Annotated in this window: 12 protein-coding genes; 1 reads left to right on the forward strand and 11 read right to left on the reverse strand. The window is 53.5% G+C overall.

Features of this window, described 5'->3' with window-relative positions; all coding sequences use genetic code 11:
• Window positions 1-77 precede the first annotated feature (77 nt).
• Entirely contained in the window at window positions 78-584 is a 507-nt protein-coding gene (locus AB4876_RS15800; protein WP_368382717.1) for a GspH/FimT family pseudopilin, read from the forward strand.
• 32 nt (window positions 585-616) lie between these two features.
• Here AB4876_RS15800 and ispH read toward each other — a convergent pair whose 3' ends face one another.
• From ispH to sbcB, 11 genes are all read right to left on the reverse strand, one after another.
• The gene (gene ispH / locus AB4876_RS15805; RefSeq protein WP_368382763.1) at window positions 617-1,564 is read right to left on the reverse strand and encodes a 4-hydroxy-3-methylbut-2-enyl diphosphate reductase; all 948 of its coding nucleotides are present in this window, start codon (window positions 1,562-1,564) and stop codon (window positions 617-619) included.
• Between the two features lie 46 nt (window positions 1,565-1,610).
• Window positions 1,611-2,063 carry an FKBP-type peptidyl-prolyl cis-trans isomerase gene (fkpB, locus tag AB4876_RS15810; protein WP_368382718.1) on the reverse strand — a complete coding sequence of 151 codons (453 nt, stop codon included), beginning with the start codon at window positions 2,061-2,063 and terminating at the stop codon, window positions 1,611-1,613.
• Window positions 2,064-2,084: 21 nt separating this feature from the next.
• Window positions 2,085-2,606 carry a signal peptidase II gene (gene lspA, locus AB4876_RS15815; protein ID WP_438273420.1) on the reverse strand — a complete coding sequence of 174 codons (522 nt, stop codon included), beginning with the start codon at window positions 2,604-2,606 and terminating at the stop codon, window positions 2,085-2,087.
• Window positions 2,599-5,421, reverse strand: a complete 2,823-nt coding sequence (gene ileS, locus AB4876_RS15820) for an isoleucine--tRNA ligase (RefSeq protein ID WP_368382720.1) — start codon at window positions 5,419-5,421, stop codon at window positions 2,599-2,601. Before ileS ends, lspA begins: the two co-directional genes overlap by 8 nt.
• 26 nt (window positions 5,422-5,447) lie before the next feature.
• On the reverse strand, window positions 5,448-6,377 hold the full coding sequence (ribF, locus tag AB4876_RS15825; RefSeq protein ID WP_368382721.1) for a bifunctional riboflavin kinase/FAD synthetase: 930 nt from the start codon (window positions 6,375-6,377) through the stop codon (window positions 5,448-5,450).
• Between the two features lie 122 nt (window positions 6,378-6,499).
• A complete protein-coding gene (gene murJ / locus AB4876_RS15830) occupies window positions 6,500-8,095 on the reverse strand; it encodes a murein biosynthesis integral membrane protein MurJ (protein WP_368382722.1) in 1,596 nt (531 codons plus the stop codon).
• The gene (locus tag AB4876_RS15835; RefSeq protein ID WP_368382723.1) at window positions 8,092-8,706 is read right to left on the reverse strand and encodes an NUDIX domain-containing protein; all 615 of its coding nucleotides are present in this window, start codon (window positions 8,704-8,706) and stop codon (window positions 8,092-8,094) included. Before AB4876_RS15835 ends, murJ begins: the two co-directional genes overlap by 4 nt.
• 18 nt (window positions 8,707-8,724) lie before the next feature.
• Window positions 8,725-9,741, reverse strand: a complete 1,017-nt coding sequence (locus AB4876_RS15840) for an aspartate carbamoyltransferase (protein WP_368382724.1) — start codon at window positions 9,739-9,741, stop codon at window positions 8,725-8,727.
• A gap of 18 nt (window positions 9,742-9,759) precedes the next feature.
• On the reverse strand, window positions 9,760-11,565 hold the full coding sequence (locus AB4876_RS15845; RefSeq protein WP_368382725.1) for an ABC transporter transmembrane domain-containing protein: 1,806 nt from the start codon (window positions 11,563-11,565) through the stop codon (window positions 9,760-9,762).
• 38 nt (window positions 11,566-11,603) lie between these two features.
• Window positions 11,604-11,885 carry a GIY-YIG nuclease family protein gene (locus AB4876_RS15850; RefSeq protein WP_368382726.1) on the reverse strand — a complete coding sequence of 94 codons (282 nt, stop codon included), beginning with the start codon at window positions 11,883-11,885 and terminating at the stop codon, window positions 11,604-11,606.
• Window positions 11,882-13,321, reverse strand: a complete 1,440-nt coding sequence (gene sbcB / locus AB4876_RS15855) for an exodeoxyribonuclease I (protein WP_368382727.1) — start codon at window positions 13,319-13,321, stop codon at window positions 11,882-11,884. The genes AB4876_RS15850 and sbcB overlap by 4 nt, the downstream gene beginning before the upstream one ends.
• Window positions 13,322-13,387 lie beyond the last annotated feature (66 nt).

The raw sequence follows: 13,387 nt of genomic DNA on the forward strand, positions 1-13,387 counted from the left end.
TATCTCTCTAAATATAGTGCCTAATACGCATTAGCGCCAATACTACCAGTGTAAGCTACTATGGAAAGGAATCCATAATGGATAACCGAGGGGTCACCCTAATTGAACTGTTAACGGGGCTCGCCATTAGCGCGATTTTGGGCCTCGTTGCCATTCCCGCATTCAGCACCCTTATTCAGCAACAACAGCTGCGCAGCGCAGCCAATGATGTGCTGCGAATACTCACCAGCGCCCGCGCAACAGCCATAACTCAGCAAAATCGAATCAGCGTTTGGAATCAAGATGGCGAATGGAACCAAGGGGTAGAGCTTTTTATAGACAGCAATGGCAACGGCCAGCGAGAGCCTAACGAAACTATCCTATCGCGGCCAGCAGATCACCCCAGCGTTTATATTAGCGGAAATTCAAAAGTGGCAAACTACGTATCGTATTTACCTAATGGCCGCGCAGAGAGCGCCAGCGGTGCTTTTCAAGTGGGTACAATAAGGCTGTGCAAAACCGGCATAACCGAGCAATACAAAATTGTTATCAGTATCGGCGGCCGACTTCGGCTCGAAAAAATCAATAGCGCTAGCTGCCCGTGATCACACTTGGCCTAAACCGCACCGGCGAAACTTCAGGAAACCTCAACTAAGCGCAGCTCTTTAGGCAGCGAGAAAGTAATATTTTCCGGCCGGCCAGATAACTCCACCGGCGCTTGCGCACCCAGTTCACACAGGCGCTGCACTACCGCATGCACCAAAATTTCAGGCGCAGACGCCCCAGCAGTGATGCCGATACGCGGATTACCCGCCAGCCACTCAGTGCGAATATCGCTCTCGCTGTCGATCAAATAGGCCTTGCAGCCAATACGCTCGGCAAGTTCGCGGAGCCGATTAGAATTAGAGCTATTCGGCGAGCCCACAACCAAAACCAAATCCACCTGCTCCGCCAAAGTTTTCACGGCATCTTGCCGGTTTTGGGTGGCGTAGCAAATATCGTCTTTGCGCGGACCTTCAATCTTAGGGAACTTACTGCGCAGCGCATCGATTACCGCCGCGGTATCGTCCATAGATAAAGTGGTCTGGGTAACAAAAGACAGGCGTTCAGGATTTTGCACCTCCAGCGCTAGGGCCTGCTCAACGTCTTCAACCAGATAAATATCGCCACCTTGGGCACCGCTATACTGACCCATGGTACCCTCAACCTCGGGATGGCCCTTGTGGCCGATCAGTACGCACTCACGACCGTCGCCGCTAAAGTGAACCACTTCCATATGAACCTTGGTCACTAGCGGGCAAGTGGCATCAAATACTTTTAAGCCGCGGGTTTCGGCTTCTTTACGCACCGCCTGGGAGACGCCGTGAGCACTAAAAATAACGATCTTATCGTCCGGCACTTCAACCAATTCGTCGACAAAAATCGCACCGCGCTGACGCAGGTTTTCAACCACAAATTTATTATGAACAACCTCGTGACGCACATAGATCGGCGCACCGAATACATCTAGGGCCCGATTCACAATTTCAATGGCGCGATCAACCCCAGCGCAAAAGCCCCGCGGATTAGCCATCATAATCGGCATGTTTTTCTCTGTGCCCGCCACTACATCACCTGCTTATCAATTGCGTTTAACTCGCTTCAGCCTGCGCGTTTACACTTAGAATTTCAACTCGAAAGGCGAGGCTACGACCCGCCAAAGGGTGGTTAAAGTCGACCATAACCGATTCATCGCTCACCTCACTCACAACGCCAGGCAATTCCGCTCTAGCGGCATCGGCGAAGGAAATCACCACACCCTCCTCAAGCACCATATCGGCCGCAAACTGACTACGGGGAAAGCGCTGAATATTGGCCGGATTGCGCTGGCCAAAGGCATCTTCTGGCGCCAGGGTAAAGGTTTCACTGGCACCCGCACTCAAGCCAAGCAATTTAGCCTCTACACCGGGCAGCAGACTACCATCGCCATAGTTAAAGGTCGCGGGTTTACCACCAAAGGTAGAATCCACTTCATCGCCGTCAATAATACCTAGGGCGAAGTGCAGGGTAATTTCAGTGCCGGGAGCAATTTGCATATCAGTCATTCAGTAGAATCCACACATCCCTCAGGATGATTTTTCAGTTTCGGGATTTAAAAACATATCTAGCAGGAGTAGTACCGCGCCCACGCTAATCCCCGCATCGGCAATATTAAAAGTGGGAAAATAGTGATGTTCCCAATGTACCGAAATAAAATCGATAACATAGCCATACCACATGCGGTCCCATAAATTACCCAGTGCACCACCCAGTACCAGCGCCAGAGCCAGCGACAACAGCCACTGTTCACGTTTAAGGCGCTGCAACCAAACAGCAATATAAACACTCACGGCAAGGGCAATAACGCTAAAAAACCAGCGCTGCCAACCGCCCGCGTCGCTCAAAAAGCTAAACGCCGCACCGCGATTATAGTGCAGAGTAATATCCAAAACCGGCAGTACCGGGTGCGGCTGAGCGTAGCCCAGCATGGTATTGGCAAAGTATTTACTGACCTGATCGGCAGCAATAACCGCAATGACTACTAACAGCCAAAACACGCGGCTGCGCCGCTCCGCGGCCTGCTCAAAGCTGACCCCAGACTCAAGCATAGAACCGCACTTCGCCGTTGCCATCGACATTATCAATACAGCGGAAGCACAATTCAGGATGCGCCAAGGACTGACCGACTTCTTCACGGTGATGCCAGCAGCGACTGCATTTCTCACCTTCGCTAGCAGCGACTCGCACCTGCAAGCCTTCAACATCGGTCGCCACTGCTTCGTTAGCGGTGGACAGCGGCGCTAAACGTGCCGCAGAGCTAATTAATACGAAGCGCAGCTCATCGCCCAACTTCATTAAATTGTTTAGCAAGGCTTCGTCGCAGAACAAGGTAACTTCGGTCGCCAAACTGCCGCCCACCAAACCTTCTTTTTTGGCGCCTTCTAGCACTTTGTTGACAGCTGATTTAACGGTCTGCACGGTTTCCCAGAATTCGCCGTCCATTTCTGCACCAGCGTCCATACGGCTCAAGCCTTGATACCACTCCGCCGCAAACACGGTGCCACTGTGCTCGCCAGGTAGATGCTCCCATAACTCGTCGGCAGTAAAGCTTAATATCGGTGCAATCCAGCGGGTCAGCGCTTCCGCGATGTGGTACATCGCGGTTTGCGCCGAGCGCCGAGGCAAACTATTGGCCTTGGTGGTGTACTGACGATCTTTAATGATATCCAAATAAAAGCCGCCCAACTCCAACACACAGAAATTATGCAATTTCTGGTAGATCAAATGGAATTGATACGCCTCGTAAGCCGCGACAATCTCGTCTTGCAGCTCGGCGGCGCGGTGCATTATCCAGCGATCCATGGCCAGCATATCGCCAAGTTCAACCGCGTGCTCTTGGGGCTCAAAGCCGGCCATATTGGCCAATAAGAACCGCGCGGTATTGCGAATACGGCGATAAGAATCGGCGGTGCGTTTAAAAATTTCGTCGGAGACGGTCATCTCGTTGCGGTAATCAGTTGCCGCCACCCACAGGCGTAAAATATCGGCGCCCAAGGTATTCATGACTTTTTGCGGCGCAACCACATTGCCGACCGACTTCGACATTTTTCGGCCTTGAGCATCTACCGCAAACCCGTGGGTCAACACGCTTTTATAAGGTGCGCAGCCATTCGTCGCCACCGAGGTCAACATAGACGACTGGAACCAACCGCGATGCTGATCCGAGCCCTCCAAATAAAGATCGGCAGGAAACTGCAAATTATCGCGCTGCGCTAAGACCGCGTAATGAGTAACACCAGAGTCGAACCAAACATCTAAGGTATCGCTCACTTTAACGTAGTCGCTGGCGTCGTCGCCCAATAGCTCGCTGACGTCAAGGTCAAACCACGCTTGAATACCGGCTTGCTCGACGCGCTTAGCGATTTCTTCAATCAGCGCCGGCGTATTGGGGTGCAGTTCGGCAGTGTCTTTGTGAACTAATAAAGCAATCGGTGCGCCCCAAGTACGCTGACGCGATACGCACCAGTCTGGACGCTCTTGCATCATGGACTCAATGCGCGCACGACCCCAACCGGGCATCCAATTTACCGCGTCAACTTCCTTCATCGCGGTATCCAGCAGTCCGTTTTGGCTCATGCTGACAAACCACTGGGGTGTGGCGCGGAAAATAATCGGACTTTTATGGCGCCAGCAATGGGGGTAGCTGTGCTCCAAAGGCTTATGCAGCAGTAAACGACCGCGTTCGCTTAGCGCGGCAATTACACTGTCGTTGGCCTTAAACACATGCTGACCAGCAAAGATTTCGGTGTCTGGTAAGAAGGTGCCGTTGGCGGCAACAGGGTTATACACTTCTAGGCCATAAGCCTTACCCACCACAAAGTCATCTTGACCATGCGCAGGCGCGGTGTGAACGGCGCCGGTACCGGCATCGGTTGTCACATGCTCACCGAGAATTACCGGCACCTGGCGGCTGTACAGCGGGTGTTGCAGCAGCAGATTTTCTAGCGCGGCGCCCTTGCAGCGCCCAACAACCGTAAAGTCTTCAACGCCGTAGCGCGCCATAGCAGACTCGTGCAGCGCATCGGCAAGGAGCACGACAATAGTCTCGCCACTGTTGCGGGTGTATGACACCCACACATAATCCAGCTCGGGGTGCAGACTCACCGCCATATTGGCGGGAATAGTCCACGGCGTGGTGGTCCAAATGACCAAATTTAACTCGCCCTCGGTGTCCGCAGGCAAACCGCCCGCCGCGAGCATCGCAGCGCGATCTACCGCGGCAAAAGCGACGTCAATCGCTGGTGAGGTTTTGTCTTTGTATTCCACTTCGGCTTCGGCCAGTGCAGAGCCGCAGTCCATGCACCAGTGCACGGGCTTAAAGCCTTTGTGCAAATGCCCGTTGTCGACAATTTGGCCAAGAGCGCGAATGATATTGGCCTCAAAGCCAAAATCCATGGTCAGATAGGGCTTTTCCCAGTCGCCAAACACGCCTAGGCGTTTAAAGTCTTCACGCTGACCATTCACCTGCTTATAGGCGTATTCGCGGCATTTTTCGCGAAACGTAGCGGCATCTACTTTATGGCCAGCCTTGCCTACTTTCTTTTCAACATTGAGCTCAATTGGCAGACCGTGGCAATCCCAACCTGGCACGTAGGGCGCGTCAAAACCGCTGAGGGTTTTCGACTTAACGATAATGTCTTTGAGAATTTTATTTACCGCGTGACCAATATGAATATCGCCATTGGCATACGGAGGGCCGTCGTGAAGTACAAATTTCTGCCGCCCCACGCGAGCGTCGCGAATTTGCTGATAAACGTCCTCTTCCTGCCAGCGTTTCAGCATACTGGGTTCACGTTGGGCCAAATTTGCTTTCATGGCAAAACTGGTCTCGGGCAGATTCAAGGTGTGCTTGTATTCACTCATAGTGGCTTCTTACACATTCCAAAAGTTTATAAATTAAAAAAGGATCGCGCCTGTTCAACATCAACGGCAATTTGTGCCTGCAGGGCATCTAGTCCGTCAAACTTCGCTTCATCACGCAATTTTTTGCGAAATACCACGCGAATTTTGCGGCCGTATATATTCTGACTAAAGTTCAACAAATGGACTTCTAAAATGGCTTTGGATAAATCGCCAATGGTTGGTCGCACGCCAACATTGGCGACGCCGGGACACATACCATCTGCTGCGCCATACACCTCTACTGCGAATACACCCGAAAGCGGGGCCCGCAGGCGATGTAATTCGACATTGGCGGTCGGGGTGCCAATAGTGCGCCCCAGTTGCTGACCAACCATCACTCGGCCAAAAATACTATATGGCCGACCAAGCAAGCGCTCGGCTAGGACAAAATCTGCCTCGGCCAGCACTTCGCGAATACGCGTACTGCTCACCCGCTCATCGGTAATTTTTAGGGTAGAGGTATCTACCACCTCAAAACCGTCAACCTTGCCGAATTTGCGCAGTAGCTCAAAATCACCACTGCGATTGCGGCCAAAGCGCAAATCGTCGCCCACTACGATGTATTTCACGCCCAAGCCAGCAACGAACAGGGTGTGAATGAATTCGTTGGCCGTCATATCCCGAAACTCAGGAGTGAAGCGAATGCGCAATACACGGTCTATTCCGAGATCCCGCAGGGCATCGAACTTCTCCCGAAAGCTCATTAAGCGCGCGGGCGCATCATTTGGCGAAAAGAACTCCCGTGGCAGAGGCTCAAACAAAACCACGGTCGACGGCAGGCCCATTTCCACACCCTTGGCAATTAACTGGCGCAACACCGCCTGATGCCCCAAATGGACACCATCGAATGCACCAATCGTGGCTACGCAGCCGCGATGTTCGGGGCGAAAATGTCTAATTCCGCGAATTAACTCCATGTCTACCATCGTTGTAATTTACAAAGCGGGTGATTATAGCCTAGGAAGGGGCTGGACTAAACGTCAGTGTTACGCTAATCGCGCCGCCTTCCTATTCATGAAGTCGATCAATGAAACACTATTTAATGGGGCGCCGAGCCGCGCAAGTCTTTAAGGCGTAAGCCGCAGACAAGCATTACCACAATATAAGCGCCACTGCCCGCCACACATAGGCCGCCCAAATGCAGCGCGCGCTGCATTGCGCCCCACTGCTGCCAGCCATCAAACCACTGCAGACCATACCAGAGGCAAGCGCTCATGGCCGCCACGGCTAAGCCCAACTGCAGACAGTAGCGCCCCCAGCCAGGCAAGATTTTAAATCCCGCTTTTTTGCCGAGACCGCGATATAACAACCCCGCGTTAAGCCACGCTGAGCCTACAGTAGCTAAGGCTAGCCCGGCATGGCCTATCTGCCAGTAGTGATGCAGAGGTATTACCAACGCAATATTCATCACCATGTTGGCGACCATGGCGATAATGCCAATCCGCACCGGAGTTTTGGTGTCTTGCCGCGCATAAAAGCCCGGCGCCAAAACCTTGATCAACATAAAGGGAATTAAGCCTAAGGTGTAAGCCCGCAGGCTCAAGGCCGACATGGTCACGTCGCTAAGCTTCATTTCGCCATATTGAAACAGGGTGGTCAGAATAGGCTCAGCCAATAACATCAGCGCCGCGGTGGCCGGCACCGCCATTAGCAGCACACTGCGCAAGCCCCAATCCAAGGTTGCGCCAAAGGCCAGCTCATTGCCGCCAGCTCGCAGGCGCGACAAATTAGGTAAGACCACCGTCGCGATAGCAATGGCGAACACCCCTAGCGGCAACTCAACCAAACGGTCTGAGTAGTACAACCACGAGATACTGCCAGTGGGTAAAAACGAGGCCAGTATGGTGTCGAGCAGTAAATTGATTTGACTAATAGACACGCCAAACAAGGCGGGAATCATCAGGGTGATTATTTTTTGTACGCCCTCGTCCTGCCATGCCCAGCGCGGCCGTGGCAGCATTTGAATACGCTGCAAAAAGGGCAGCTGAAACACCATCTGGACTGCGCCCGCCATCAACACACCCCAAGCCAGCGCCATTGCCGGTTCGGCAAAGTATTGCGACATATACACCGCTGCCACAATCATGCAGATATTGAGCAGCACGGGGGTAAACGCCGGCACCGCATAGCGGCCAAAGGTATTGAGTATGCCGCCGGCAAAGCCAGTCATAGAGATTAAAAACAAATAGGGAAAGGTGATGCGGATCATATCTGAGGTGAGCTGGAACTTGGCTGGGTCATCCCTAAAGCCCGGCGCAAACAATGTTGCCACCAGGGGTGAAGCCACCACGCACACCGAGGTAACAATCAGTAAAACACCGCCTAAGGCGCCAGCAACGCGGTCGATTAATAACTTGATCGACGCCGTACTGCCATTCTCTCGATACTCCGACAAGACCGGCACAAAGGCTTGAGAAAATGCGCCCTCGGCAAACAGGCGTCGTAAAAAATTGGGGATTTTAAAGGCGACAAAGAAGCAGTCGGCATTGCTACTGGCACCGAGAAAGTTGGCGATCACCACATCCCGAATTAAACCCAAGACCCGCGACAACAAGGTCATCACGCTAACCAGCAAGCTTGAGCGCAGCAAACCGCGCTGCTTAGCGGGGCCTTTTAGTGCAGCGGCATCACTCATGCCAACCACCGCTGGCGCAGCGCTTCGCGATTTAAACGCAGCCATTGCAGGGCAATTAAGCTGTGGGCATTGTCGATCTGACCGGCATCTAACATGGCCATGGCCTCGGCAAAGGGAATCACTTTGGCGTGAATATCCTCGCCCTCCTCAGCCAAACCATAAAAGCCACCGGCGTTGCTTAAATCTGTGCGGCCGCAAAACAAGTAAAAATACTCGTCACTGCCACCGGGCGATGAATAGTATTCGGCAATAGATTCCATGTCGGTAATGTCTAAACCGGCTTCTTCTAGGGCTTCGCGACGGGCGACGTCTTCGGGATTTTCATCAGGCTTATCAATAATCCCCGCCACTAACTCCAGCAGCCAAGGACTAGCCGCTCGGCTCATGGCGCCAACCCGAAATTGCTCGACCTGTAAAATACAGTCGGTGACTGGATCGTAAGGCAGCAAGCCCACCGCGGGGCCGCGCATAAATAATTCGCGACTCAGCCAGCGGCCCCAGCCGCCTTTATACAAGCGGTGACGCAAGCGGTAGGCCCGCACTTGAAAAAAACCGCGCCAAGCGGCGCGGTCTTCATCTATTTCTATATCACTGCGTTTGAAATCAGCCATTGCCTATTTGCATCACCCTTAAAAACGACGCTCGGTATACCAGTTTACGTCTCTGGCGTTTTTGTCGACTTGCTCTACCACATCTAAAATCAGGGCAAACAGCGCCATACGCACCAATACCCCATTATCTGCCTGCCGGAAAATCGCCAAATTCGGATTATCATTGAGGTCGTTGTCGAGCTCATTGGCCTCTGAGCGCGAATCCCGAGGCAACGGATGCATAATAACGGTATTGGGTTCGCAGTTGCGGGTGTAAATCGCCTGATTAAGGCGGTAGCGGCCCCGATACAGATCGGCCTCGGCGCGATCGGCAAAGCGCTCTTCCTGAATCCGCGTAGAGTAAGCAATATCGACCTTGGAGATACTGCCTTCCATCACGTCCGACTCCAGCACGGTGTGACCGGCGCTGCGCAGCTGCTCAACAATCGCCGGCGGCATTTGCAATTCAGTCGGGGCAATTAAGACCACCGTCACATTGCGATACAGGCACAGCAATTTACACAGTGAATGCACGGTGCGACCGTATTTTAAATCGCCGATCATGGCGATTCGTAGACCGTCGAGATCACTGCGGCCCTGATGCTGTAATTCTTTGCGAATGGTATACAAGTCTAGCAAGGCCTGACTGGGGTGCTCGTTGGCGCCGTCGCCGCCGTTCATTACCGGCACCCGACTCGCGGCGGCAAATTCCGCCACCGAACCAGATACAGGGTGGCGCATCACAATCACATCGCTGTAACCACTTAATACCCGCGCGGTATCGTAAAGCGACTCGCCCTTGGCAATCGCCGAGGTTTCAAAGCCGGTGGTTTCCCGCACTTCGCCGCCCAGCAAATTAAAGGCGCAACCAAAGCTCACCCGCGTTCGGGTAGAGGGTTCAAAAAACATATTGCCAAGGATCGCGCCGTCCAGCACCTTGGTCACTCGCTGGCGGTGCGCATAGGGCGCCATGCGATCGGCCACTTCAAACACCCGTTCAATATCGGAGCGGTCAAACTGACTGATAGAGAGGATATGGCTACCTGAAAATTTCAAAGGGTCTCTCCGCGTTAATTACACTGTCGCCAATTCATCGGCACTGCTGCTGCCTTCGTCAAACTGTAAACTCGCCCACCTAGCGTAGAGCGGCGAGCTTTGTAAAAGTTCGGCGTGATTACCGGTATCCACCAATTTACCGTGGTCGAGCACGGCAATAATATCCACGTCCACCACGGTGGCAAGGCGGTGGGCAATCACAATGGTAGTGCGGCCTTTCATTAACAGCGCTAGGGCTTGCTGCACTTGGTATTCGCTTTCCGCATCCAGCGCGCTAGTCGCTTCGTCGAGTAGCAATAAAGTTGGATCTGCCAAGATAGCGCGGGCAATCGCCACCCGCTGGCGCTGGCCGCCAGACAAGCGAATTCCACCCTCGCCCACAAAGCTGTCGTAACCCTCGCTCAGACGCTCAATAAATTCATGGGCGTAGGCCTTGCGCGCTGCTTCTTCAATTTCGGCCAGCGTTGCATCGGGTTTACCGTAGCGAATATTATCGGCAACGGTACCGGTAAACAAAACCGGCTGCTGGGGCACAATCGCAATTTGCGAACGCAAATCGTCTAAACTCAAATCCCGAATATCGATGCCGTCAAAGCGAATCGCGCCGCCCTGCACATCGTAAAAGCGCAGCACCAAATCAACCAAGGTCGATTTACCCGCACCCGAGCTGCCCACCAAGGCAACACTGCTACCAGGCTTAATATCTAAAGAAAGATCGGCTATCGCCCGCTGCTCTGGGCGCGACGGGTAACTAAAACAAACTTGCTCAAATTCCAAATGCCCTTTGGGCTCGGCTGGCAATGGCACAGGGGTATTTGATGAGGGCACGAGGTTTTCAGCAGCGAGCAATTCTAGCAGCCGCTCAGTAGCGCCGGCCGCACGCTGCAAATCGCCATAGACCTCGGATATCGCACCCACCGATGCCGCGACCATCACCGCATAAAAAATAAAGGCCGCTAATTCACCGCCAGTAATTTTACCCGCCAATACGTCTAGGCCGCCAACCCACAACATACCGGTGACCGCCCCCAGCACCAAGGTAATAACAAAAGTGGTCAACCATGAGCGCTGCTTAATGCGACCAATAGCCACTTGAAACGCCGATTCAACATGGCCATCAAAGGCCTTGCGATCAAGCTCTTGGTGGTTAAACGCCTGCACCATCTTAATATTTTTAACCGACTCACCAACAAAGGTGCCTACCCCTGCGATTTTATCTTGGCTGGTACGCGACAAGCTGCGCACGCGGCGACCAAATACAATAATGGGCACCACCACCAAGGGCACGCTGAGCATAACGAGGGCCGTTAACTTAGGATTGGTCACAAACAACCAAATCACTCCGCCAATAAACATCAGCAAATTGCGCAGCGCGATGGATACCGATGAACCGATAACGGTTTGCAGCAAGGTGGTGTCGGTGGTGATGCGAGACTGAATTTCGCCGCTGAGATTGGTTTCAAAGTAACCGGGATGCAGGTGTACCACATGGGCAAAAACAGCTTTACGTAAATCGGCGCTAACCCGCTCACCAATCCACGACACCAAATAAAAGCGAGTAAATGTGCCTGCGGCAAGCAGCAAAATCATCGCCATAAACAGCAGTAGCGCATCGTTCAGCGCCGCTTCGGTAGCATTACTTGAGAAGCCCTGATCGACTAACATCCGCAAACCCTGACCGATAGACAAGGTAATCGCGGCGGTACACACAAGAGCGATACTGGCGCCAATCATTTGCCAGTAGTAGGGCCGCAAAAACTGCATCATGGCCTTTAATACGCCGACGTTCGTGCTTTTTTCTCGTTCCGGACCGCTAACTGCCATCACCTTCCCCTGTTTATCGGCGGGCATTATCGCTTGTATCAAGCTGACGGGAAAGCGGCGTTTGCTTCATTAATCAGGCTGTCTTTAGCGCAGCGCTTCATTTTTTTGATTGCCGCCTCGCGCTGAGATGCCACAGAGCGATTTTCAACGGCCTCGCGGTAGACAATCGCCTCGGCGGGATCACCGCGAAAGAACCGCGCGCCGCGGCCACCCTCGCCGCAATGTTCACGAAAGCGACGCTCAGGATCGGTGCTAATGCCGGTATACAGCTTACCGCTGCGACTGCGCACCATATACACCCACCACGGGGAGGAACTCACAAACCTTCGTGTTCCAGCGCGTCGGCGTAGTCACTCAGCTCAGCGAGAATCATGCTATCGGCCGAGGAAGTGCGCTCTAAAGCCAGTTCGCCGAGGCGACGGCGAAACTCAACAAACCCCAGTTGGCCGTCTTCTGGTTGACGCAGGCGACGGCGACAAAACTCCAGCCACTGCTGACGTTCGGCGCCAGTCAAGGTCATGGGGTAATTGCGCGCGCGGTAACGCCACAGCAGTTCCGGCAAGCGCTGATCCCGAAAGGGAAACGACTGCCCCGCCAAAGACTCAGGATCACTGCTGCGCACCGAATCCATCAAGTGGCGATCTTCGCCACTGAAAAATCCGCCGCCGTAGAGCATCACATCGGGGTCATTACTGTCGGCAAACTTGCGACCACCAAACAGCTTTTGTAGCTTGGCTTTGAGATCACCGCTTTTACGAATACGCTGCCAATTGCGACGACACTGAGCCATGTCGAGCTGTAAGCGCTCGCACACGGTGTCGTCCAGCAACTTCGCGGTCACGACAATGGGGGCGCGGTTGATATGAATCTCTTTGAGGGGGATACGCTCTGCGCCCTCGGGCAAATCGGCGGTGGCACTGAATACCCGCGCCGAAATTTCTTCTACCGACAAATCAATTAGCGGCTGTGGATCAACACTCAGATCGTAGACAATTACGCTGTTTTTGTTATCGGGGTGCAGAGCCAAGGGCATCATTAGCGCTGAGCAAAACTTAGCCGCCGGCAGGCGACCCGACACATGCAACACCGGCACTTGGGTAACGGTGTCTAACATCGCCGCGACCGTGCGCTTATCGCGCAAACCCAGAGCGTAATCAAATAATTTTGGCTGGCGCTGTTTGAGCAATTTAGCAAGATCGATGGTGGCGTACACATCTGACAAGGCGTCGTGCGCGGATTCATGGCTTAGGCCATTGGCCGCCGACAATTCTTCAAGCCGAAAGCTCGGGGTGCCGTCTTCCCGCACTGGCCACTCGATGCCGTCTGGGCGCAGCGCTCTGCACAAGCGCGCCACATCAATCAGGTCCCAGCGCGAATTGCCGTTTTGCCACTCCCGCGCATAGGGATCGAAAAAATTGCGGTATAAGGTGTAGCGAGTGACTTCGTCGTCGAAGCGAATACTGTTATATCCCACGCCGCAGGTGCCTGGCTGCGCCAGCTCGGCGTGAATAATAGCGATAAACTCTGCCTCAGACACACCATCATGCAGCGCCTGCTGGGGCGTTATGCCGGTAATTAAACAGGCCTCTGGATGGGGAAGGTAATCTGGGCTGGGCCGACTGAACACCATTAGGGGCTCGTCGATAATATTCAAATCTGCGTCGGTGCGCACCCCAGCAAACTGCACCGGCCGATCACGAGCGGGATTAGCGCCCCAAGTTTCGTAATCGTGCCAGTAGAAAGTTTGTTTTGCCAAGGTGTGCTCCTATACGCGAAAAGCGCTTACTCGTCGGACGTTGGATGTCTGGCGTCGGACGTCCAA

The sequence above is a fragment of the Zhongshania guokunii genome (assembly GCF_040892635.1).
GTDB classification, from domain to species: Bacteria; Pseudomonadota; Gammaproteobacteria; order Pseudomonadales; family Spongiibacteraceae; genus Spongiibacter; species Spongiibacter guokunii.